The organism is Desulfocicer niacini (assembly GCF_054657595.1).
Genome location: NZ_BAAHYK010000018.1, coordinates 96,395 through 119,237, shown reverse-complemented (window position 1 = coordinate 119,237; position 22,843 = coordinate 96,395). Strand labels below are relative to the sequence as shown.

Genomic DNA, 22,843 nt, shown 5'->3' with positions numbered 1-22,843 from the left:
AAATACACCTAACCAACGAGTTGGAGCAGCCAACCCACGTGTCGCTCCTCAACTCGGCATTCATTTGATAAGCTTCAAAATGTTCTATATGATGATTAAATAAGATGGCAACTTAAGATGGATGTCTATATTAAATATCTTAATTTTTATAGAAGCGCGACAATTTGAGGGTAGATTCAGAGAAAGAGAAGTATGATGTGAACTCAGTTTATCGCCAATCCTAAATAATTTTATGACTAAGCATCCTAAAAAAAGGCTCAAGGCATGAAACAATTTAATCTGAGTTCTCTAGTTTTAATCTCCCTGATTGTCTTTTGTTTAATACCTCTTACCATTTTCTTTTTATTCACTCAAAAAAAAGTTGTTTCAGAATTAGGAGCTTTAGAAGAAGAACAACAACTCCATCATATGCAAGATGAACTTGGAATGCTGGAATCAAAAATTGCTTCGTACAAGAACATGATTGGTTTCGTCTCTCAGTTGCCTGCTGTTATTGAAATATTGGATAAAGGGGAAGAATTGGCAGGATCGATCAGTCAGAAGACAGCTTACAAACGTTATGCAGGTGTTTTAAATAGGGCTTTCCAAAGGAATAATGATGTCATTAGTATTCATATACTAAATCTAAATTCAAATGTTCAGTTTTCATTTTTGAAAGATCAAGAAACTTCTCAATATCATCAAGTTGCTGACACAAATCAAAATTTTGATCCAGACTTTTTAAGCAAAACACTTCAAATGAAGGATAAGAATTTTTTGATTAGCCCGCTCCTCTTCTCCGATGAAAATTTGAATAAAGATAAATCTCCACTCAAACTCCTTTTCCGCATTTTCACGCCAATTTTTTTAAAGCAAAAAAAAATAGGGGTATTTTGTAGCGACATTGACATTAGTATCCTTGCTCACTCATTTCCAGAAATCCATTGGGTACTCAACGATGGTTCATATTTGATCCGTGAAAGAAGTGATGAAAATGCTTTCGCAAATTTTCCAGGACTACGAAACATTTTTCTTGCTGATAAAGCAGGGGTATGGAGAAATGATCGAACTATGATGGCATGGATGCCGGTTTTTAAAGGTAAAGATGTTTCTCTTGCCCTTTGGGCTGGGAAAGAAATAGCTCTTCGTACTGTGCAGGACACTATACAAAAAATGCTTATTGAGATTTTGAAGGTTTTCCTTGTGTTATTGGCACTATTATTTTTAATATCATTTTGGCTTTCAAAATACACAAAAAGAGTTTCCGCAAAATTTTTCGACGATTTACGACAATCCATATTTAATCAACAAAAAGTCTTCCCAGGATCGAAGAAAAGAATAAGGGAATTCTCCGATTTTTCTGAAAACCTTGCCTATATTCTCGACCAAAATACTAATTTAGAAAAACAACGCCAACAGACACTAACGGAGCTAAAAGAAGCCCTAGATGAAATTAAAACCTTACGAGGAATTCTCCCTCTTTGTTCATTTTGTAAAAAAATTCGTAACGACAGAGGATACTGGGAACAAGTGGATGTTTATATTTACAAAAATTTTGACGCAGATATCAGTCACAGCATATGCCCTGATTGCATGAAAGAGCATTATTCTGAAGAATATAAAGCAATTGAATCAGATAAAAATATGGAATAGCCGAATCGGGTAAAGGCGGATTTTTCTCCTGCCCTCCCCACAACACCCTGCATACGGGTTCGCACAGGGCGTTTCACCAAGTACACCGGGCCGTAGCCGGCGAATGACTTGAGAATGGTTCTTCCAGAAAGATCCTGTGCGCTACTCCCCCATTCGGGTTCTCTTTACACACAAAACGCATGGATACCTTTTCTCTACTTGATGTTCAGCCCTTCACCATTTCCGGGGCATTACTCCCGGCGTTGGGCTACCATTGCTTCTGCTGACTTCTTTCCTGTCACCTGTAAAGAGAGATACCGGCACAATGGCATACCGTTTAAATAAGCCTTTAACCGTTCGGCTGTTTCCTGCCCAGGGATTGAAAGCAGGTGACATGACTGTTTTTGCTCAAATAGCTCTGTTTTTCAATTCGCTTAGTGATGTCTGAAACCGCATCCTTCCTTCTTCTAGCCCATCCCAAATCTTTTATCCTTAAAAAGTATAGTTATCTATGTTTTATTTGGGTGATATCTGTAATATTATATCCTTTTTTTGAGCTATTATTATAATTTTAGAAAAGCCGGGTTGACAAAAAAGCATAGATCACTACATTTTATTTTTAAGAATATTGAATTGTCTCAGAAATTAAGACAAACAAAAAATGTCACCCCTTCGCAGCACGCGATTAATTTAGAGTACACAGATGCCCTTTCAGCGGCGGACCGTACCTTACACCTTGCCATCTGAAAGCACCTGGATTGAGCTTCGGAATCCTGATCCTGCTGGCAGTGTGTATCTTCAGATGGCGGTGTTAATTTCAATGGGGCTTGCCAGCATGAGGAAAAAGCTCGATTGCGGCATGGCGGATAAAGGAAATTCCTACAATAAGAATCAAGGGTTAAAAGTCTGGGATGATAATTTTTTGCCCAGAAGTTTTTATGAAGCCCTTGTGGAAGTCGAAGACTGAAGCTTTTTGAAAGAAACCATGGGAGAAACGCTTTAATATGCCAAGACATGTAAGATTAGATAAGGTTATTGTTCCTGTTAAATCCATAAAACTGTTGAAAAGGCTTCTCAATGAAAATCCTGAATTAAAAAAAATAATGTCCCGTTCACCCACCCATGAAGATGCCAAAAAAAAGATTAAAAAATGGGTGGTGGATACCATTAAGGATAAAACCGCCGCATATCAATTTTATACAGGTACATCCGCCCCTGATTTCAATATCAATGCCCTTGACTGGGCTGATGTTGCGGCCATCAGAATACTTGATTATATTGACTATGCCGGTATAGAGATTGAAGACCCTAATTTAAAGGATGTATTAACCGAAAACGACCCATTTAAATTGCTCTGGCTTGCCATAAATAAAGGCACCGGAGGAGCCCGGCCAGATTTCTTTGACGATATGATTCATCTTTTCCGGCAGTTCAACGGCAGAGAAAAACGGGAAATCCCCTCCAGAAAAGAAATTGAAGAGTGGATGGAGCTATATCCGTCCGGGTTAGAACCCCAAATTGTTCAGCTCAGAGAGAAAAATAAACGGCGCATACTAAAAATCATCATCGCCAAAATAGATGAAGGAGAAATAAGTGATCCCAAATATTTTTTTGAACCGGGATTAACCGAAGAGGAAAAAATCAAAACAGCCTTTGGGTGGTGGAATGAAACCAGTTTTCACTTGAAATTTGCCGTGCGAAATCCTGATCTTCTTGATGAGCTTCTAAACCACTCTTTGGATCCCATAACCATGGAGGTACTCCATGATGCAGAAGAAAAAGGAATTCCTTTTTTCATCAATCTTTATTACCTTTCGCTGTTAAATGTAAATGCACCATGGTTTGCTGTGGGGGCTGAACTTGCCATCAGAGATTACGTGATCTACAGCAAGGAACTTGTGGAGGGTTTTGGGAGTATTACGGCATGGGAAAAAGAAGATAAGGTTGAACCGGGCAAGCCCAATGCCGCAGGGTGGATTCTTCCCTCCCGCAATAATGTTCACAGAAGATATCCAGAGGTTGCCATTCTCATTCCTGATACCACCGGAAGGGCATGCGGCGGTCTTTGTTCCTCATGCCAGAGAATGTATAATTTTCAAAACGGCATTCTCAATTTTAATCTGGATGCGTTAAAACCGGATGCATCATGGTCCGTCCGGCTTGAAAAATACATGCAGTATTTTGAAAAAGACGCCCAGCTAAGGGACATTCTTATCACCGGCGGTGATGCCTTTATGAATTCCAACAGGTCTTTGAAAAAAATTCTTGATGCCGTCTATAATATGGCTGCCAGAAAAATTAAGGCCAATAAAAAACGCCCTGACGGTGAAAAATTTGCCGAAATGCAACGCGTCCGGCTAGGAACGAGAATTCCGGTGTATCTTCCCCAGAGGGTTGACCCTGAGTTAATAAAGATACTTGAAAATTTCCGTGAAAAATCAAGGCAAATAGGAATCAGCCAATTTGTGATTCAAACCCACTTTATTTCACCCATGGAAATTACTCCTGAAGCCCAAAAAGCGATTCAGCGAATTTTATCGGCTGGCTGGATTGTGGCTAACCAGCATGTTTATATTACGGCAGCATCCCGGCGGGGACATGGTGCAAAATTAAGAAAGGTGTTGAATGATATCGGCATCGCGCCCTATTATTCCTTCTGCGTCAAAGGCCATAATGAAAATGTCTATAATTTTGCAACAAATGCCAGATTAATACAGGAACAAAATGAAGAAAAATACATCGGCATGGTTCCGGATGAATACCATAACGAGATTAAAAAGCTAGCTTGTGATCCTCCCCGAATGGTTGAAAATATGATTCATTTAAAAGAAAAACTTGGACTACCCTTCCTTTCCACGGATAAAAGTGTCCTCAACATGCCCGGGGTGGGGAAAAGCCTCTCTTTCAGAACCATTGGCATCACAAGAAGAGGTAGACGGATTCTTCAATTTGACCATGATCCCAACCGTTCTCACAGTCCCATTATTAATAAAATGGGGAAAGTCATTATCGTCGAATCCAAAGCGATCAATGATTATTTGTATCAATTAGGGGATATGGGGGAGGATATTTCCGATTATAAGAGCATTTGGGGGTATTCCATCGGACAATCGGAAAAAAGACATTCCCTTTATGAATATCCTGATTATGATTTTAAAATCACTGAGCAATATAGCAATATCCAAATTTGATAAAAAAATCTAAAATCTCTAAAAGCTGGGGACACCATACTTAATTTTATCATGTTTGCAGGAAGATAAGTATACTGTCACCTGAATTACATGGCCATCCAGGGCATGGACCAGACAAGGGAGCTCACGACAATCAGTGCCTGATATTACCATTTTGCTTAATACTGACTGGGCTTCACGCCTGCCCATAGACATGTGTTGAACGAAACCCCTGAGGGGCAGTATCCGTCGCATAATCAGCATCATCCTCACATCCCTTTCTTTTGTTTCAACCGCAAAAAACAGAAAAATTTCTTTCCAATTCCTCATTCATTTTATCGTTACCTTTGTCTGCTTTTAAACCTTTTCAAGGAGGTAATATGACAAAGTTGCGTGATGAAATGACCCAGGCCATGAAGTTGAAAAAATTTTCCGATAAGACCCAAGAGTCCTACCTTTACCAGATAACAAAATTAGCCGGGCATTATGGCAAATCGCCGGATGAGCTGAGTCCCAAGAAAACGGAGCTACCAGATCCGTCGAGGAGATTATGCTCGACTTGACCGGAACTGATATCCGGTGTTGCCCATTGTGTAAAAAAGGGATACTGGTGAAAAGGTTTGAGATAAAAAAACATCTCTACGGTATGGGAGGAAGCGAATTTATAAAGTCAGCCAAAGGAATATATTCTCCATAAAATAGGTCAATTACAAAAATTGGTTGGATGTTTTCAACACTTCAAATGAAGGAAGAGAGAAGTACATCCTGCAGATGCCGATTCTTTAGAAAACTTGACTATGGAACCTCTGGAAAACAATTTTTTTCACAATTTTATTATTAGGCCACATTAAAATGTCGAGCCAATATAGAAGAAAAGATTAAAATAACAACATATTAAAGGCTTATTCTAAAAATTCTGTTCAATTTTTGTTTTTTACATTTCTGATAGTTATTTACAATCCCCATATATATTTGGTACACACATCCAAGATTAAGTTCAACAGGATTTTATCCACCATCCCTTGTCGCAGGGACGGATAAAATTTTGTGTCATACTTTATTCTCAAGCCGGAAGATGTCTTTTTGCGGAAACGGGACGGAGGATAAAATTCATAACGTTATTTTGCATGTGCTTATTTACTACATATAACCTGTTGAAATTGAATATTTTAGCATCAAAGTGAGATCTGGCTACAAAGCAAGTTTATGATACAAAAAATTGCTGACATGATGTTAAATTATTGATTAAATATTTGATTTTGTAAAGAATTTTTTATGGAGACAATTTTATGATACCATTTGAAACTTTGCTCGCTTTTTTTTCTACATCTATCATATTTGGCTTTGCACCTGGGCCTGATAAATTATTTCTTCTTACCCAGTCACTTCTACGGGGAAGAATTGCTGGCCTTGTTGTAGTTTTAGGCTTATGCACAGGATTGATTGCACACACAACCGCTGTGGCCCTGGGGGTAGCTGTTATTTTTCAAACATCGGCTGCTGCATTTTCTGCATTAAAACTCATAGGTACAGGATATCTTATATATCTTGCATGGAAGGCATTCCGAGCACCTACTGAAGAAATTGAAGGTGCAATAGACAGTGAAAAAAATATCAGTAAGCTTTACTACAATTCTATTATCATGAATATTACAAATCCCAATGTATCTATTTTTTTCCTTGCATTTTTACCTCAGTTCGCAGATCCATCAGCAGGTTCTATATCATTACAGATCATGATACTTGGAGGTCTGTTTATTCTTGCCACAATACTGGTTTTTAGCGGAATTGCTCTTCTGGCAGGGACTGTCGCCCCGTGGCTGAACCGTTCAAATTACATTCAAAAAATTCTAAACTATGCTGCTGGTACAGTTTTTATAGGCCTTGCCCTAAAATTAGCAACAACAAAGCGATAGAAAAATTCTCCAGTTTGATTACATTTATCACACATATGAAACAAAACAGTTGCAGTGTAGAATTTAGAATTATTTTTCGCATAAATATTGCTATTGGTGAATGGCATGAAAAAGACATCAGCTGAAATGACGTTTCAGGAGATTATGATAAAAGCAAAAGATCTTAATGATAAACGCTTTTATGATTTCTCGGCTGTCAGCCTGCAGGGCAAAACGGTCAGTACGGATGTTTACCGGGGAAAAGCGGTGCTTGTGGTCAATACGACCAGGAACTGCGGCTTGCATCCCCCAGTACAAGGGGCTGGAATCACTCTACCGGAAATATAGGGACATAAGCCTGGTCATCCTGGGGGCTCCGTAGAACCAGTTTGGCCACCCGCCAGGAACCCGGGAACGAAAAACTCATTTCAGAAGGGTGCCTGATCGATCACGGCGTCAGTTTTCCCATGTTCTCCAAAATGTTTAAAAGCCTGGCCCGTTAGCAATTCAAAATGAGGAGATATCATTGATAATAAGAAAGGCAACTGAATCAGACCGCAATGAAATTCTGAATATTCACAAGCAAGCTTTTGGTAATGAGAAAGGTTCCGTAATTGCCAAACTTGTTGACGACTTATTAGATGATGAAACAGCAAAACCAATTCTATCTTTGGTAGCTGTTGATAACAATGAGATAATTGGACATATACTCTACACAAAAGCAGCAATCACCCAAACTGATACATCAGTATCTGCTCAAATATTAGCCCCTTTAGCAATTCTTCCCACCGCACAAAAAGGCGGGGTCGGACAAAAGTTAATTAATGAAGGCTTGAATCAGTTACAAAAAACAGGAACAGAGTTAGTGTTTGTACTTGGTCACCCGTCTTATTATCCGCGTTGCAGGTTCGCACCAGCAGGTGTGCAGGGCTTTGAAGCGCCCTACCCAATACCCAAAGAACATTCCGCAGCATGGATGGTACAAGAATTAAATGGTGATGTTTTAGGGCGAATTAATGGCAAGGTAAAATGCTCGAAAGTCTTGAATGAACCGCAGCATTGGAGAGAATAGCTATTGCTAACCCGGATTTCGAAATCGTATGCTGTTGATGACAGCTTACCCGGCTGGCTTGCGCCTGGAGGAACTGATTTGCAACACATATGCTGGCGGCTGGCTACGACATTCGGCATATTCAAACTCTGAGGTTTAAATGATAAGGAAGTTTAGTGGGTCTGATATAGATCATGTTCTTGATATATGGCTGTCTGCTTCAATTAAAGCTCATGATTTTGTCGAAGCATCGTTTTGGAAATCCCAAGTAGAAAATATGCGCAATATTTACATTCCCGCATCAGAGATTTACGTTTTTGAAAGTAGCTCTAAAGTTCTTGGCTTTTATTCGCTTCACGAGAATAGTCTTGCAACCATCTTCGTTCATCCTGAGTTTCAAGGTAAGGGGATTGGTAAACAGTTAATAACACATGCCAAGAAACAGAGAGATAGGTTAACATTATCCGTTTATAAGGAAAATGTAGATAGTTATCAGTTCTACCTTTCTCAAGGCTTTGCGGTTGTCAGTGAACAAACAGACGAACATACTGGTCATCAAGAATACACGATGTGCATAGGCACATATCGGGATAGGACTCCCCATCACTGAGAAGCCACCGGAACCGGCCAATAAACTGACCCAAAAGGAGACTGAGAAAGTGCTCAGCATCTGCCATGATCCATAATTTACAAGCCTTCCGCCGGGCCAGATTGCGCCAGGCTGGCAGACAAAAGCACTTACATCGCCTCCGAATCCACTTTTTACCGCATCCTGCATCAGGCGGGGGAGCAGCATCACCGAGGCCGTAGCAGGGCCCCCCGGACCAGCACTCCTCCCAAAAGGTTCTGTGCCACCGGCCCGAATCAGGCAAACCGCTTATTTGTGATGGTTGGGCTGCGATAAGATAAACGAGGTGTGGTAAGATGAAGAAAAAAATATATTATTGATTTTTTTCTTAAAAAAAAATTATCAATTATGATAAATAGCTAAGTAAAGGGCAAATTTCAACATCTTCAGAAATCATCCCGGTTTCAGAGTCATTTAGCACAAAACAATGGGTATTGCCGACAGAACAGGTAATGGAGATACTTATAAATGCAACTTCAGTTGCAGCGCGGGATTGTGAATGCAGAACCCATTATAAAAGATGTGACAAGCCCTTGGCAATCTGTTTTCTTTTAAATAAAATTTGGAGATACGCACGTGGACTTTGCGTTACGGTTTGCCCTGTTGATACAACAACAATGGAAAATGATCTCTAAAATAAATGAAATTATCCACATCAATTTTGATTGAACCCTTACAACTTGCCCAATATAATTTTACAATCAAGTCTTCTTTGTATAGAGAAAAAATCCCAAAAAAAACATGTCCACAGGATGGGAATGACAGGACAGGGCATAAGTATAAGGAGCTTATTTGTTTTGAAATATTTTCCATTGGCAGCTATTTTCATGGGGGTATTCACGGTCCTTTGGGGAGCTGGTCTGGCCGCCGAGCCAGCCGAAATCTATGGCAGCTATACCGCTGGCTGCATTTGCAATGCGACGGCCCTGCCACCGCAAGGCGAGGGCTATCAGGTGGTTCGGCTCAAACGGAAGCGTTATTTCGGCCATCCCAGCCTGATTCACCTGATTAAGGTCTTAGGACACCAAACCGCCGCTAATGGTTGGGGAATACTATATATAGGGGATTTGGCCCAGAAAAAAGGAGGCCCCATGCCCAGCGGGCATGCCAGCCACCAGAATGGTCTGGATGCGGATATCCTGCTTATGGGAATCGGGATGAAGGATGATTTATTATTAAACGATATCCAACGTGAACAATTCAAACCGCAATCGGTTTTAAACAAAACATTCACGGCCCTTGACCCCAAAAAATGGCATCCCCAGCACGGACAGGTCATCCGGGCGGCGGCACGCTTTGCCCATGTGGAACGTATTTTTGTCCACCCCCTGATTAAACGTGCCTTGTGCCAGCAATTTACCGGGCAGAAGTGGCTGTACAAAATCCGTCCCTGGTGGGGGCATTACCAGCATTTTCATATCCGCCTGGCTTGTCCAGCCGACTCACCCGACTGTGTATCCCAGCCTAAACCACCGTTTAAAAAGGGTTGCGGGGAGGATCTAAATTGGTGGTTTTCGGATGATGCACAGCGGATTCCCGCAAAAAAAACAAAACGAAGTGGCCCCCAAAGGCCCTCTTTACCACCGCGTTGCCTTGAATTGTTGGGAATTTAAAAATAAAAACTGTCACAAAAATTTGCTATGAAAAGATGAGGATAATACAGACCGGAATGGATCATGGAAAGCTATTGGCACAGATTTGCATAGGAAATCAAACTGTCATTTGGATATTACGAATAAGTAGCTGCTGAATTCAAAAAACCAAGAGGCGATATAATTCTCCATCCCCAATACAAGGAAAAACACTGGATATATTTGTCCTACGCGGAGCAGGATGCCTCAGGAAAAGACAAGTTCAGTCCCATAAAGTAGAGGCAGAGAATCCAGACTTTGAGTGGTTGATGATGTCCAAAAAAGATGGTGCCCGTAAGGTCATCGAAGCGTTTTCAACAATTTTTACATTCATAATGTTGTTTGGCGGATTCTTTATCATCAAAACCTTTTCTGATAACCCTATGGGTCTCACAAAAAGGGCACGTTCTTCCTTCTGGCCAGCGCAACTCTCTAACCGTATCATAACACTGGTGATCATCAATCAAATTTTTTATGTTTACCTGCACTTATCAAGCTCCGCTCATGTTTTCTCAAAGTTCAGAGAGGTCCTTTACCACATCAGAACCCTAAAACACAACATGAACCAAAGAACAAATGCCAATAAGTACATTTTTCCAGGCTGATTTTCAAATAAAAGCAGAAACCAAACAAAAAACGTTCATCAAAAAAAGGAGCCTACACATGCAAGTTCCCATGAGTCCTGTCAGAATTCTAAAAAGAGCGGTCAAATTGTATGGAGAAAAAACAGCCGTTGTTGACGGTGACCTGCGATTGTCTTATGCACAGGTTAACAATCGTGTAAACCGGGTGATTCACGCTGTACAGGGAATGCAAATACCCCAGGGCGGCAGGATCGCCATGCTGGATTACAACACCTATCGCTACATGGAGCTTTACTTTGGCATGGCAGCATCGGGATGTGTGCTTTCCCCCCTCAACACCCGACTCAGTGCAGAAGAGTACGTCTACATTCTGAAAGATTCTGAAGCTGAGGCCATTATTTTCCATTACGATTTCAAGCCTCTCATGGCACAGGTTCGAGAAGTGGTTCCCACCCTGAAACGCTTTTATATTGCCGATGGCCCGGCAGATGAAAATTGGATCACCGGTACCTATGAGGCATTTATTGATGATGCCGATGACACCCCCATAGCAGGTGAACCCGAAGATGAAAACGCCATGCTCAATCTCTACTACACCAGCGGCACCACGGGAAATCCCAAGGGCGTCATGCTGACCCACCGTAACATCTATGCCAATGCCCTGACCACCATCATATCCTTTAAACTGGATGACGCCACGGTATGGCACCACATCGCCCCTTTGTTTCACCTTGCCGATGCCTTTTTCATGTGGTCCGTTACTTACCAAGGGGGCTGCCATGTCATGCAGCGACAGTTTATTCCAAAAGATGTACTGCAAACCATGCAGGATGAAAAAGTGACCGCCGCCATGATGGTTCCCACCATGATCAATTTTCTCCTGGATCTGCCGGAACTTGAAACCTACAACCTGGAGACACTGGCCTGGACAATGGTGGGTGGTGCCCCCATGTCCCCGGTCAATGCAACCCGCATGATGGAAAAACTGGGATGTCAGTATTATTCAGGATATGGTCTCACCGAAACCACGCCCCTTCTCACCGTGGGCAACTTGAAAAGCACCCTGGAAAAGCACCCTGATAGATAAACCTGAATCGGAAAAGATGGATTACATCACCCGCACCGGCCTGGAAGTGCCCGGTGTGGATCTTCGGGTGGTGGATGCCAATGACACGGATGTGCCCTGGGATGGTGCCACCGTAGGAGAAATCATAGTCCGGGGCGATAATGTAATGAAAGGATATTGGAAATTGCCCCAGGCCACAGAAGAAGCCATAAAAGGGGGCTTTTTCTACACCGGTGACCTGGCCACTGTGGATTCCCAAGGTTATGTATTGATTGTGGACCGGGCAAAGGATATTATCATCAGCGGGGGTGAGAATATCTCCTCCGTGGAAATTGAAAACGTCATATACAAGCATCCCCAGGTATTGGAGTGCGCCGTCATAGCCGTTGCCGACGACAAATGGGGAGAAGTGCCCGCAGCACTGGTGGTATTAAAGCAAAACGCGGATCTATCGGAACAGGAGTTATCAGTGTTCTGCCGGGAAAAACTGGCAAAATTCAAACTGCCCAGACAGATCACCTTTATTTCCGAACTTCCCAAAACAGGCTCTGGAAAAATTCTAAAAAACAGACTTCGGGCTCAGTACACCAAACCATAATATTAATTTTAGTCATGGCACACATAGTTGTTGTTGCTGTCTATCCTCATCATGTAACGCAAAGGGGAAACAGGCGACAGCAGACATTTTTTAAAATCTGGGGACACCATACTTAATTTTTCATTTTTGCAGGTAGATAAGTATGGTGTCCCCTGAATTACTCTGGAGAAAAAGATATGCCAATAAAAATAGATAAACCCACTGTAATAGAAGCCGCTGGTAATAAACCAAAAATAATTGAAGAATTTATTGGACTCGTAAATTCACAAACTTCAGACATAAGTATAGCTCGTATGAAAAGCCCTGCTGGTTGGGTAGAGCCTGGGCAAAAACCTGAGTTTACAGAATATACTGTTGTACTGGAAGGTATGTTGAGGGTTAAAACCACAGAAAAACAATTAGATATTCATGCTGGAGAAGCTATTATTGTGAAGGCAAAAGAGTGGGTTCAATATAGCACTCCAGATGATCAAGGTGCTGAATATATAGCAATATGTTTACCTGCATTTTCTCCCGATACAGTTCATAGAGATGACGTTTAAAAGGTATATAAAGAAGGAATTATCATGACAATCCTGTTTGAATTCATCTTTGGACACTTCATCATGGGGAATCTCTGGCTCAGATTATTGCACGAATAGAACCTGTTCCAGGGACGCCTCTGGCTTCTTGTACTGATCTGGACGACTATTGCCCCGTATGTTTTTTATTGCATTTGGTCTTGACCCAGATACAAAAGACACTGTGAAATGAAAAATTAATACACTTTTTAATATCATAACAGCATCGACAAAAAAACATAGAAAACATGACAATTATTGTCGGATAAGGGAATTGCACTTCGAATCATGGCCAATAAAACCCCAATAATAATTTCGTGAATTGGTCTGAGATACAGGTAGAATTACCCTATTTGTTTAAACAACACATATTTTTATGAATATATAAACAAATTGTATTAATCTTGCATATAGCATTCTATAACCCAACAATCGATACGCTTTAAACGAGGGATGATGGGTTTATGTAATATTTTTTAATCTTTATGAAATTTCGCAAAAATATTCCATATTTCCCCATGCCCTTACGGGCACAATGAATCATGAAAAAGCAGTCACTGTAGGTTACCAGTAGGCAGCACTCAAAACCTAAAACCTTCTTTTTCATATAACATACATGGCAGTAATCATCCACCACAGCGAAAGCTAAAATCCTTATTATTTCATCGCTTTGAATAGAGTTTCATATAAAAATCAGAACATCGGATTTACAAGCAACGCTAATTATGAGTCACCATGGGGGCATCATGAAAGTGCTTGTGAGCAAATTTTCCCATACCGCTTTTAGAGCAGTTATTTTGTTAGTGCTCTTTGTCCTTCCGCCAGAGGTATATGCTTCTGAAGGTGACCCCAAAGAAGTCGTTGCGGTGGCCTTGCGCAACTGGCCGCCGCAATATCTAACCAATAAAAACACCGGCACCCCGGAAGGATTTGCCATTGATATCATGAACAGCGTTGCTGAGCTGAGCGAGCTTAAAGTTCGTTATGTTGTTTGCGATTCCTGGCCGGAGGCCCATGAATTGCTCAGAAACAACCGGGCCATTTTGTCCCCCAATATGGGTATAACCAATGAACGACTGGCTTTGTATGATTTTACCGCACCATATGAAACTTCTAAAATCTCTATTTTTGTCCGAAATGCCACCACAGGCATAGATGAAGACAATGCGCTTGACGGAAAAAATATAGGGGTTGTTTCCCACAATCAGGGCCTCGTACTTATGAGAACGCGGGGCGGATTCAATCTTCGGGTTTTTAATTCCATGGAAGAGGCGTTCATGGCCCTCCTGGCGGGGAATGTAGATGCCTTGGTATACCCCGAAAAGCAGATCATGACCATGGCCCTTCGATCTGGCCTTGAGGAAAAAATCAAGGTTGTTGGGAAACCGCTTCAAGAAATTAAGCGGAGCATCGCAATCATAAAAGGAGAAACGACATTATTTTCAAAACTCGACAACGCCATCTGCCAATTCATCAAAACATCTGAATATCAAAGACTTTACGAAAAATGGTATGGCAAGACGCAACCCTTCTGGAGCCGGAACAGGGTTATCCTCATAATGGGAGTTGTTTTGCTTTTGACCATAGCAGTCATGGTGACCTGGAGATATCTGTCAATCATCAATTTGAACCGATCCTTATTAGAAGCTGAAGAGCGTTTTCGTGGAATTATCGAAAATACAGACGCCGGATATTTTTTCATTGACAATGAGGGTAATTTTCAAAACGTAAATCATGCCTGGCTGAAAATGCATGGATATGATTCCCGGCAGGATGTCATCGGGCAGCCGTTCACACTAACCCAGGTAAAAGCGGATATGGACGCAGCTAAGAAGCATATAAAAACGCTATTCATGGGGAAGACAATCCCAACCGGTGAGTCCTCCCGCCTTTGTAAAGATGGAAGCGTTGGATACCACACCTTCTCTGCGACTCCTGTGGTGAAGGATAGCCAAGTGGTAGGGCTCGAAGGGTTCATCATAGACGCCAATGCGCGCAAACTGGCCGAGAAAGAGAACAGAGCCCTGCAAACCAGAACCTGGAAGACAGGTAAGTTCGAAAGCCTTACCCGCATGGCCGGGGCCATCGCTCATCACTTCAATAACCAGATGAGCGTGGTGATGGGTAATCTGGAACTGGCCCTGAATGATCTGCCTAAAGATGCACAGGTTCTTAAATTCCTGACCGAAGCTATGGATGCCAGTCACCGGGCATCGGAGGTCAGCGGGCTTATGTTAGTCTATATCGGACAGAGCACAGGCAAGCTAGGATGCGTGGACCTCTCAGCGTGTTCCCGCAAAAATCTGCCTTTGATTCAAAAGACCCTGACAGAAGAGATCTCCTTTGAAACCGATTTTATGGCTGCCGGCCCAATGGTTACTGCCAATACGGATCAAATCCGTCAGGTTTTAACCCGTCTTATCAGCAACGCTTCAGAAGCCATTCTCAACCGCAAAGACCAAGGCAATATTTCTCTGACAATCAAAACCATACCGGCATCCGACATTCCTAAAATCCATATTGTGCCCATCGACTGGAACCCAAATGGCGACATTTTAGCCTGCATAGAAATATCAGATACGGGTTGCGGAATCTCAGAAACCGATATGGACAAACTTTTTGATCCCTTTTTTACCACCCATTTCACTGGACGGGGGTTGGGACTACCGGTGGTTCTGGGGATTGTAAGGGCATGGAAAGGTGCCATCAGCGTGGAGAGCATGAAGAACCACGGAAGCACCTTCCGAATATTTTTACCGCTGGCCATGGATGAAGAGGCAGCACGGTATTCAAAGACAACGAAAAGGCACTTCGTATGGCCATGGGCTAGACGACACAAATAACACACGCCGAACCATACCCCCTGACCTTATTCAGTTCACGGATATCCCGGTGATTTTCGCCACGACAGAGGATACCGATAAACACCTGGATGAATGATTTGCCAGGCCCGATCAATGAGGGAAAATACGGATTGAGATAATGCCAGAGTAATAATAATGTCCGGGAACAGAGGCATTAATTTCGATTTTTTAATCCCAGGGGGAGTTGCCTGCATCTTTCTTCGGGTTAATGGGTTTTAAAGAGAATAAATATTACGTAACATCAATCTTAAATTTAATATCGTATTTATCCATCTTGGCATGGAGTGTGGGACGGGAGATCTCCAGCAATCTGGCTGCCTGGGAGCGGTTGCCATTGGTGAAGGTCAAGGCCTGGGAGATCACAATTCCGGCCAGGGTATCCATAAAATCCTCAAATCTATGGGGCTCCGACGGGCTTGCCAGTTGCTGCCACACCCATTTTTTCAACATATCCGGATCAATGGTTTCATGGGATCCGCCATCGGCATTTTTACAGATAAGCTGTTCCACCTCCATGAGCGATACCGGTGCGCCCCGATTGAAAATAAGCATTTTCTGAATCATGTTGGACAGCTCCCGAACATTGCCGGGCCACGCATAATTGTTCAACACCGAAAGTGCCTGTTTTTGGATACCGGGATTATCCACCTTCAATTCCTGGGAAAATTTTTCCATGTAATGGGTTATCAGACTCTGTATATCCTCCTGGCGTTCCCGCAAAGGCGGCAATTCAATGGTGACAACCTTAAGCCTAAAGTACAGATCTTCCCGAAAGCTTCCCTCGGTGATGGCCTTTTCCAGGGGTTTGTTGGTGGCGGCAATGATCCTGACATCCACCGCAATGGTCTCTTCTCCCCCCAGACGTTCAATGCAGCGCTCCTGGAGCAGTCTTAAAATCTTAGCCTGAATATTCAGGGGCATGTCCCCGATTTCATCCAAAAATACCGTGCCGTTCTGGGCCTGTTCAATTTTACCGATGTGGCGTTGATTGGCTCCGGTGAAGGCCCCTTTTTCATAGCCGAACAGCTCACTTTCCAGAAGATGCTCGGGAATGGCCACGCAGTTGATGATCAAAAAGGGTTTATCCGAGCGATTGCTATGCTGGTACACGGCCCGGGCCACCAATTCCTTGCCCGTACCCGATTCCCCCCGGATCAGTACGTTGGCATCAGTCTGGGAAACTCGACCAATCTTTTTATATACCCCCTGCATGAGACGACTCTGGCCCACAATGGCATCCTTGGAATGATCGCAGGAAACCGCATCCAGCTGAACCGGAGCTCGCATGCAGTAACCCGCATCAATGGCTTGCTTGATGAGGATGAGCATGTCCGGGATATCAAAGGGCTTGAGGATATAATCATAGGCCCCCAGTTTGGTGGCTTCAATGGCAATCTCTGTGGTGCTGTATGCGGTGATGATAATAACAGGAAGCTTGGCATCAATGGCTTTGATTTTTTTAAACGTTTCCATGCCGTTCATGCCGGGAAGCCGCATGTCCAGAAGCACGAGATCCAGGGGGGTCTGGGCCACCACATCAACACCCTCCTCGCCGGAAGCCGCCGTCATCACCGTGTATTTCTCTTCCACCAGAAGTTTAGCAAAGCTTTTTCTCAATTGATCATCATCGTCAATCACCAAAATGGTATCCATGTCATATATCCTTCACCGGCAGGGTAATAATAAACGATGCGCCTTCACCCTCCCGGCTCTTTACCGCCAGCCATCCCCCATGCTGGCTGATGATATTAAATGCAATGTTCAACCCCAGCCCCGTGCCATGCTCCTTGGTGGTAAAAAAGGGGTTAAACACCTCTTCTTTCACCGCTGCGGGAATGCCAGGCCCATTGTCAGTGATGGTGATGACATCCACTTTTTTCAGGGGCTCCACATATTGTTCGTCTTCATGGATGGCAATGATTCCCCCGCCCTCCATGGCCTCACAGGCATTTATAACAATATTTACAAGAACTTCCTTCAACTGTTCCGGATCAATCAATGTTTCCGCAAGTGTTTTTTTGCGCACAAGGCTGGTGCTCACCTGGTAGGACTTTAAACGCTGTTTTAAAAGGTTCAAGGCACTGTCCACAACCTCAGAGGGACTCTTCATCTTTGTTTTTAATCGTGGGGGACGGGCAAATTCAAGGAAATTTTCCAATATCTTATTTATCTGCTTGATCTCCTCTGAAATAACGTTGAAGTCTTCAAGCTGATCGTCGGTGAAACTGCAGGAACGACTTAAAGAAAAAAGTCGCATCTTGACGGAGGTCAATGGATTTCGAATGCTGTGGGCCGTGCCGGCGGCAAGTTTACCCACCAATGCCATTTTTTCAGATTGCATGAGGGTCTCCTGACTTCGTTTCAGTTCCAGGTGTGTCTGCTCTGCATTTTCAATCAATCCGTGGACACTTTCCTTTAAAGCAGTGACTTCATTTACAAAAGGATGTGTCCCTCCCTGCCGATCCGCCTCTGCTGCCAGTTTTCGAATGGGTTCAAGAATGTGGCGGTTAAAGATATAATTTATCAAAAGGCTTAAGACAATGACGGTGATCACAGCTATCAGTGCAATATATCTCAAGTGGTTGGACTCTGTGCGACTGGTGTTGATGGCCTGGGAAATCTTGTTTTTATGAAAGGAATTAAACTGATCGCAAAGTTCAAAAATACGGGAAAAATGCTTCTTGGCATCCCTGTGAAGCCTTGCCCCTTTCTGCATTTCACCGACATCATAGAGCTCCAGTACCTTGTTTTTGGTCATGACGCAATATTCATATTCCGACTGAATTTGTGCCACGGCATCCTTTTCCCACTTTTCCTGAACAAGGGATTTCACCGTATCCAGATGCTCTTCAAAAAGGGACATGTATTTTTTAAGCTCGTCAATCCAGGCAGGATCACCATCGAGCAAATAATAGGAAATAAACCCCTTTTGATTTACAAGGGATGTGGAAAGGGCTTCTGCGGATTGAAAAATCACAACATTCCGATCAATGATTTCCCGAAATATTTTTTCGGTTTTATGGGTATACCATATCATTAAAATAGCCCCGATAAGGGTTATGCACACCAGAATGGCATTGACCAGATATACCCTGTTTTTAAGGCTCAACTGAAGCCCGCGTTTTTTCATCTTCGTTAACATGCTCAGCCTTTATTCAGCAATATTGGCGGGACAGGGGGGCAGGCGGAACATATGCTGCCCCCTTAATCGCTGACCGAAATCAGCCCCCACATACCCATCAACCAGCTTATCTACCCCCCTCCAATATCACACATCGCCACTTCTTCGCAAAAGGAGTCTGACCTCAGCCTTTCGAATACGCTCTTCCTGTTCATCTTTGCGCTTTCTGGCGTTTTCCAGTTTCACCCGAATATCTTCAAAATCCGCAGGTTTCATAAGATAATCAAAGGCCCCAAGTTTCATGCCGTCCACGGCTGTTTCCGTAGAGCCATGGCCGGTGAGAAGAATCACCTCCACCAGGGGATACAGGCGCTTGATCTCCTTTAAGGTATCAATGCCGTCCATGCCGGGCATACGAATGTCCAGTATCACCACGTCAATGGGCTTTTTGGCAAGCACATCAAGGGCCTCCTTGCCGCTGGCGGCCGTGGACACTTTTTCTCCCTGGCCCTGGAGTCGCAGTGAAAAGATATCAACAAAATCCTTCTCATCATCCACAATCAAGACCTTGGCTGGTATTTTTATCATTGTTTTGTCTCCCATGTTTTTTTGTTTTTTTATATGAAAAAGCAGGCACTGGGTATTAGGTGCTGGGTGTTAACAGCAACTACTTTCTCATTATTCGTTGTGGCGGTTTCTTACTGCCATGTCCTTTTATATGATAATGTAACCTCAAATCATCGACACCAGAGCCCTCGGCGGGGGCACCATACTCGGCGGGGGCACCATAATGTCATTTTCACACAGTATTCTTCAAATACGGAAGTTCCTTATCCAAGTTCCGGGGCAACTTTATGATAAACCCCGTACCTTTGCCCGGCTGACTTTCCACATCAACTTCACCGCCAAGGCCGCTGATAATCTTATGCACCACAAACAGCCCCAGCCCGGTACCCTGATCAAAAGACTTGGTGGTGAAAAAAGGATCAAATATCTTTCCCAGATTTTCCGGAAGAATTCCCACTCCGTCATCCTCAATGCCAAACACCGTAAAAACAGGTGTTTCATGGATGGACAGGGTAATGGTGCCGTTGGGATGCAATGCATGGATGGCATTGCTCACCAGATTCACAAGTACCTGGCGGATCTGATAGGCATCACTTACCAGCATGAATTCCTTTTGCGGGGTTTTCCAGTGGATGTTCACCTGCTTGTGCTTCATTTCTCCCTTTAAAAGCGCCAGGGTTTCCAGCACCAGCAGGGTCATGTCAACACAGGCAAACCGGGCTCCCTGTTTTTTTACATGACCCAGAAGCTGGTGGGTAATTCGGCTGGCTCTTTTAATGCTGGTCTCAATCTTACCAAGAGCCATAAGCAGTCCTTGCCGCTGGGGAAAGCTCTCCATGTCCGGTGCATCCAAGGTCTGCTTCATGAACCCTGCCGCCTCGTTGATAATCGCCAGAGGATTATTGATTTCATGGGCAATGCCCGTGGACATGGTTCCAAGGGCGGCAAGTCTTTCGGTGTCCACCATTTTTTTTTCCAGCTTGTCCCGGTATTCCTGCTGCTGACGTTTTTCTTCCTCCAGTTGGATCATGTCATAGGCCTGATTGATTTTATTGAACAGATGATCAATTTCCACAGGCTTGGTCAGATAATCAAAGGCACCGGATTTAATGCCTTCAATGCCATCGGCCACCGCCACATTACCGGTGAGAAGAATCACCTGGGTATTGTCAAAGCGTTTTTTAATGACCCTCAGAGTCTCAAGACCGTCCATTCCAGGCATGCGGACATCCAGCACCACCACATCCATGGGCGTTTTGTCAAGAAGGGCAAGGCAGGCTTCCCCGGAAGCTGCCTGCAGGGAGGGTATTCCCCTTTTGGCAAGCCTTCTGGCAATGGCCTCCCTGAACCCATCCTCGTCATCCACCAGAAGAAGGCGAGTCTTGCTATCCGTGTGTGTTGTCATCTCAATCTCCCCTGTATGCTAAGATATCTGTGTTGCATCCCTGCATGGGAATTGATTTTCATCTGCTCTCCTCTCTAAATCAAGCCCAGAATTCGCCACCAGACGGCAGCCACCACCACCAGCATGGTTAATAAAACCGGGGTAGCCACCAGCCCCACCTTGGTGAGATCCGATGATTTAAAATATTTATAACTGTAGGCAATAGCATTGGGGGGACATCCAATGACCAAGAGCAGGGCAAAGGAAGTGGCCATTCCCAGACACAGCGCCAGAATGGTTGGGTCCACCCCTTCCAGTTGGGCCATGGGAATTACAATGGGTAAAATCAACGCTGCTGCGGCTACATTGGCCATGGCATTGGTCACAAGCGCGCCAAACACCCCCACACCTATGAAAAGCACAAGCCAGCCTTTTCCCTGGATCAACGGGAAGAACAGGTTGGCAAAATAATCGGCAGCACCGGAATATCCCATGGCAAGGCCCAGGGAAATACCACCACCAAAAATAAAAAGAGCCGTGCCCCACTCCAGATTGTCATTAATATCCCGCCACCGCAGGACTTTACAAAGTATCAATCCCGTCACACCCAGCATACCGGTAACGGAATAATCAATGCCATGGAGTCCCTTGGTTAACCACAGGGCAAAGGAAAGGGCAATGATGGCCACCGTCTTTTTTTCAATGCTGGTCATGGGTCCCAGATCTTCATCAAAATCGGGCAATTTATATTTTGGATTCGGCCGATATACCATATACACAATAAACACCGCTACCGGTACCGTAATTATGGCGGCCGGCATGGCATATAACAGCCATTGAAAAAAGGTAATCTCTATACCGGTGAACTCCTTTAAGAACGCCGCTGCCACCATGCATCGACCACCACCCACCAGGGTACCCATGCCCCCGCAGGAGCAGGCAAAGGGAAGAGACAGCATCATGAATTTTGCCGTCTTGGTTTCGGGCTCAATGCCCGCAGCCCGCATAAGGGGCAGCATGGTGACAATGCCGATGGCACAGGCGGCGGCATCGTGCATGAAAGAAGACGCAAGGCCAAGACCAATGGCAATGATAAAGGTAAATCTGGTAATGCTGTTACCCGCCTTTTTGATAATATAATATCCAAGGCGTTTTGTTAAGCCTGCTTTGTCCAGGGCAATGGCAAAAATAAGACAGCACATGATGAAAATCACCACCGGATGCATGTAGGGTGCCCAGGCATTTTTCACGTCGGTAATGCCCATGATCACCAGCAACACACCGATGCACACCGCCGTGATCTCAAGGGGAATGGGTTCCACCACAAACAGGGTCACCAATACCACCAGAATGGCCAAAAACCGTTTGGCCTTAGGGGAAAGTCCGTCCACATAATCCACCTCAAGGGAACTTAGATTCAGATCCTGGGCTTTTTGCCGCAAAAACTTTGCAGTGGATTCCAATGATCCTGGTGACTTGGCTTTTAAAACATAGCTGCTGCTTTCTTTTTTATCGGAGATCACCATGGTAAAATGCGATGATACCCCCTGTAGAAGCAATTTCCCAGCATCTCCTGTAATTTTAAACTGTGTGCCTTCGGGCCTTGGCAGCATAAAAACAATCACACCCAGAATCAGGGCCACACAGAGCTTGAATCCATTTGTTCGATACATTATTTTTTCTCCTCACCGGTTCAATTTTCAGTCACGGTTGTGCGTATCCCTGCTGATGGTCGTGGGCTTCACGGATTTTATCCATAAGTTCCTTAAGCTCGCAGGGTTTTGTCAGATAATCAAAGGCACCGAAAAGCATTCCCTCCTGGGCTGCTGTCTGGGAACCATGCCCGGTGAGAATAATCACAGGCAGTTCCGGCACCATTTTTTTCATGATTTTGAGCACCTCAATGCCATCCATGTCTTCCATCTTCAGATCCAGAACCACCACATCAAAATCTTTCTTTCTCAGGATCTGAATTGCCTCGGTACCACTGAAGGCTTTGGTGGCATGGATGGAACGTTTTAACAGCCGGTTGGACAGAACATTTAAATATCCCTTTTCATCGTCCACCAGCAGGACATTTATGATGATGCTCTTTTTTTTATTTCTGTCCATG

The 22,843-nt window shown here is 43.8% G+C and carries 21 protein-coding genes; 15 read left to right on the top strand and 6 right to left on the bottom strand.

What is annotated here, in order from left to right:
* The first annotated feature begins 264 nt into the window (after window positions 1-264).
* The 15 genes from ACYQ2M_RS11700 to ACYQ2M_RS11630 all read left to right on the top strand — a co-directional run bounded on the left by ACYQ2M_RS11700 (window position 265) and on the right by ACYQ2M_RS11630 (window position 15,637).
* On the top strand, window positions 265-1,632 hold the full coding sequence (locus ACYQ2M_RS11700) for a hypothetical protein (protein ID WP_459916526.1): 1,368 nt from the start codon (window positions 265-267) through the stop codon (window positions 1,630-1,632).
* Between the two features lie 253 nt (window positions 1,633-1,885).
* Complete coding sequence (locus ACYQ2M_RS11695) at window positions 1,886-2,059, top strand: DUF711 family protein (RefSeq protein WP_459916525.1); 174 nt, start codon at window positions 1,886-1,888, stop codon at window positions 2,057-2,059.
* A 255-nt stretch (window positions 2,060-2,314) separates the two neighbouring features.
* On the top strand, window positions 2,315-2,578 hold the full coding sequence (locus ACYQ2M_RS11690; RefSeq protein WP_459916524.1) for a hypothetical protein: 264 nt from the start codon (window positions 2,315-2,317) through the stop codon (window positions 2,576-2,578).
* Between the two features lie 37 nt (window positions 2,579-2,615).
* Complete coding sequence (locus ACYQ2M_RS11685) at window positions 2,616-4,802, top strand: hypothetical protein (protein WP_459916523.1); 2,187 nt, start codon at window positions 2,616-2,618, stop codon at window positions 4,800-4,802.
* A gap of 359 nt (window positions 4,803-5,161) precedes the next feature.
* Window positions 5,162-5,344: a phage integrase N-terminal SAM-like domain-containing protein gene (locus ACYQ2M_RS11680; RefSeq protein WP_459916522.1), complete on the top strand. Its 183-nt coding sequence runs from the start codon at window positions 5,162-5,164 to the stop codon at window positions 5,342-5,344.
* Window positions 5,345-6,070: 726 nt separating this feature from the next.
* Window positions 6,071-6,697 carry a LysE family translocator gene (locus tag ACYQ2M_RS11675; protein WP_459916521.1) on the top strand — a complete coding sequence of 209 codons (627 nt, stop codon included), beginning with the start codon at window positions 6,071-6,073 and terminating at the stop codon, window positions 6,695-6,697.
* Window positions 6,698-6,802: 105 nt separating this feature from the next.
* Window positions 6,803-7,024, top strand: a complete 222-nt coding sequence (locus ACYQ2M_RS11670; RefSeq protein ID WP_459916520.1) for a hypothetical protein — start codon at window positions 6,803-6,805, stop codon at window positions 7,022-7,024.
* A gap of 178 nt (window positions 7,025-7,202) precedes the next feature.
* On the top strand, window positions 7,203-7,748 hold the full coding sequence (locus ACYQ2M_RS11665; protein WP_459916519.1) for a GNAT family N-acetyltransferase: 546 nt from the start codon (window positions 7,203-7,205) through the stop codon (window positions 7,746-7,748).
* Window positions 7,749-7,887: 139 nt separating this feature from the next.
* Window positions 7,888-8,337 carry an N-acetyltransferase gene (locus ACYQ2M_RS11660; RefSeq protein ID WP_459916518.1) on the top strand — a complete coding sequence of 150 codons (450 nt, stop codon included), beginning with the start codon at window positions 7,888-7,890 and terminating at the stop codon, window positions 8,335-8,337.
* 815 nt (window positions 8,338-9,152) lie between these two features.
* A complete protein-coding gene (gene mepA / locus ACYQ2M_RS11655; RefSeq protein WP_459916517.1) occupies window positions 9,153-9,968 on the top strand; it encodes a penicillin-insensitive murein endopeptidase in 816 nt (271 codons plus the stop codon).
* A gap of 287 nt (window positions 9,969-10,255) precedes the next feature.
* Entirely contained in the window at window positions 10,256-10,591 is a 336-nt protein-coding gene (locus ACYQ2M_RS11650) for a hypothetical protein (RefSeq protein WP_459916516.1), read from the top strand.
* A gap of 58 nt (window positions 10,592-10,649) precedes the next feature.
* Window positions 10,650-11,657: an AMP-binding protein gene (locus tag ACYQ2M_RS11645; protein ID WP_459916515.1), complete on the top strand. Its 1,008-nt coding sequence runs from the start codon at window positions 10,650-10,652 to the stop codon at window positions 11,655-11,657.
* Window positions 11,647-12,234 carry an AMP-binding enzyme gene (locus tag ACYQ2M_RS11640; RefSeq protein ID WP_459916528.1) on the top strand — a complete coding sequence of 196 codons (588 nt, stop codon included), beginning with the start codon at window positions 11,647-11,649 and terminating at the stop codon, window positions 12,232-12,234. The genes ACYQ2M_RS11645 and ACYQ2M_RS11640 overlap by 11 nt, the downstream gene beginning before the upstream one ends.
* Before the next feature lie 176 nt (window positions 12,235-12,410).
* Window positions 12,411-12,776, top strand: a complete 366-nt coding sequence (locus ACYQ2M_RS11635; protein WP_459916514.1) for a cupin domain-containing protein — start codon at window positions 12,411-12,413, stop codon at window positions 12,774-12,776.
* 764 nt (window positions 12,777-13,540) lie between these two features.
* Window positions 13,541-15,637, top strand: a complete 2,097-nt coding sequence (locus ACYQ2M_RS11630; protein WP_459916513.1) for a transporter substrate-binding domain-containing protein — start codon at window positions 13,541-13,543, stop codon at window positions 15,635-15,637.
* Window positions 15,638-15,889: 252 nt separating this feature from the next.
* On the opposite strand, the gene ACYQ2M_RS11625 is transcribed toward ACYQ2M_RS11630, so the two are convergent.
* The 6 genes from ACYQ2M_RS11625 to ACYQ2M_RS11600 form a co-directional block, all read right to left on the bottom strand.
* Window positions 15,890-17,311, bottom strand: coding sequence for a sigma-54-dependent transcriptional regulator (locus ACYQ2M_RS11625; protein WP_459916512.1), 1,422 nt, complete (start codon window positions 17,309-17,311; stop codon window positions 15,890-15,892).
* A 1-nt stretch (window position 17,312) separates the two neighbouring features.
* Entirely contained in the window at window positions 17,313-18,788 is a 1,476-nt protein-coding gene (locus ACYQ2M_RS11620) for a sensor histidine kinase (protein WP_459916511.1), read from the bottom strand.
* A gap of 138 nt (window positions 18,789-18,926) precedes the next feature.
* Window positions 18,927-19,367: a sigma-54-dependent transcriptional regulator gene (locus tag ACYQ2M_RS11615; RefSeq protein WP_459916510.1), complete on the bottom strand. Its 441-nt coding sequence runs from the start codon at window positions 19,365-19,367 to the stop codon at window positions 18,927-18,929.
* 211 nt (window positions 19,368-19,578) lie between these two features.
* Entirely contained in the window at window positions 19,579-20,751 is a 1,173-nt protein-coding gene (locus tag ACYQ2M_RS11610; RefSeq protein WP_459916509.1) for a sensor histidine kinase, read from the bottom strand.
* Window positions 20,752-20,825: 74 nt separating this feature from the next.
* Window positions 20,826-22,406 carry an SLC13 family permease gene (locus tag ACYQ2M_RS11605; protein WP_459916527.1) on the bottom strand — a complete coding sequence of 527 codons (1,581 nt, stop codon included), beginning with the start codon at window positions 22,404-22,406 and terminating at the stop codon, window positions 20,826-20,828.
* A gap of 28 nt (window positions 22,407-22,434) precedes the next feature.
* Window positions 22,435-22,842 (bottom strand): response regulator, encoded by a 408-nt coding sequence (locus ACYQ2M_RS11600; RefSeq protein ID WP_459916508.1) that lies wholly within the window; start codon window positions 22,840-22,842, stop codon window positions 22,435-22,437.
* Window position 22,843 lies beyond the last annotated feature (1 nt).

Excerpts from the sequence above, each read along its gene's own strand:
- ACYQ2M_RS11700 (WP_459916526.1), top strand. The coding sequence starts at position 265 with ATGAAACAATTTAATCTGAGTTCTCTAGTTTTAATCTCCCTGATTGTC.
- ACYQ2M_RS11690 (WP_459916524.1), top strand. The coding sequence starts at position 2,315 with ATGCCCTTTCAGCGGCGGACCGTACCTTACACCTTGCCATCTGAAAGC.
- ACYQ2M_RS11685 (WP_459916523.1), top strand. The coding sequence starts at position 2,616 with ATGCCAAGACATGTAAGATTAGATAAGGTTATTGTTCCTGTTAAATCC.
- ACYQ2M_RS11680 (WP_459916522.1), top strand. The coding sequence starts at position 5,162 with ATGACAAAGTTGCGTGATGAAATGACCCAGGCCATGAAGTTGAAAAAA.
- ACYQ2M_RS11675 (WP_459916521.1), top strand. The coding sequence starts at position 6,071 with ATGATACCATTTGAAACTTTGCTCGCTTTTTTTTCTACATCTATCATA.
- ACYQ2M_RS11670 (WP_459916520.1), top strand. The coding sequence starts at position 6,803 with ATGAAAAAGACATCAGCTGAAATGACGTTTCAGGAGATTATGATAAAA.
- ACYQ2M_RS11660 (WP_459916518.1), top strand. The coding sequence starts at position 7,888 with ATGATAAGGAAGTTTAGTGGGTCTGATATAGATCATGTTCTTGATATA.
- ACYQ2M_RS11650 (WP_459916516.1), top strand. The coding sequence starts at position 10,256 with ATGATGTCCAAAAAAGATGGTGCCCGTAAGGTCATCGAAGCGTTTTCA.
- ACYQ2M_RS11645 (WP_459916515.1), top strand. The coding sequence starts at position 10,650 with ATGCAAGTTCCCATGAGTCCTGTCAGAATTCTAAAAAGAGCGGTCAAA.
- ACYQ2M_RS11635 (WP_459916514.1), top strand. The coding sequence starts at position 12,411 with ATGCCAATAAAAATAGATAAACCCACTGTAATAGAAGCCGCTGGTAAT.
- ACYQ2M_RS11630 (WP_459916513.1), top strand. The coding sequence starts at position 13,541 with ATGAAAGTGCTTGTGAGCAAATTTTCCCATACCGCTTTTAGAGCAGTT.
- ACYQ2M_RS11625 (WP_459916512.1), bottom strand. The coding sequence starts at position 17,311 with ATGGATACCATTTTGGTGATTGACGATGATGATCAATTGAGAAAAAGC.
- ACYQ2M_RS11620 (WP_459916511.1), bottom strand. The coding sequence starts at position 18,788 with ATGAAAAAACGCGGGCTTCAGTTGAGCCTTAAAAACAGGGTATATCTG.
- ACYQ2M_RS11615 (WP_459916510.1), bottom strand. The coding sequence starts at position 19,367 with ATGATAAAAATACCAGCCAAGGTCTTGATTGTGGATGATGAGAAGGAT.
- ACYQ2M_RS11610 (WP_459916509.1), bottom strand. The coding sequence starts at position 20,751 with ATGACAACACACACGGATAGCAAGACTCGCCTTCTTCTGGTGGATGAC.
- ACYQ2M_RS11600 (WP_459916508.1), bottom strand. The coding sequence starts at position 22,842 with ATGGACAGAAATAAAAAAAAGAGCATCATCATAAATGTCCTGCTGGTG.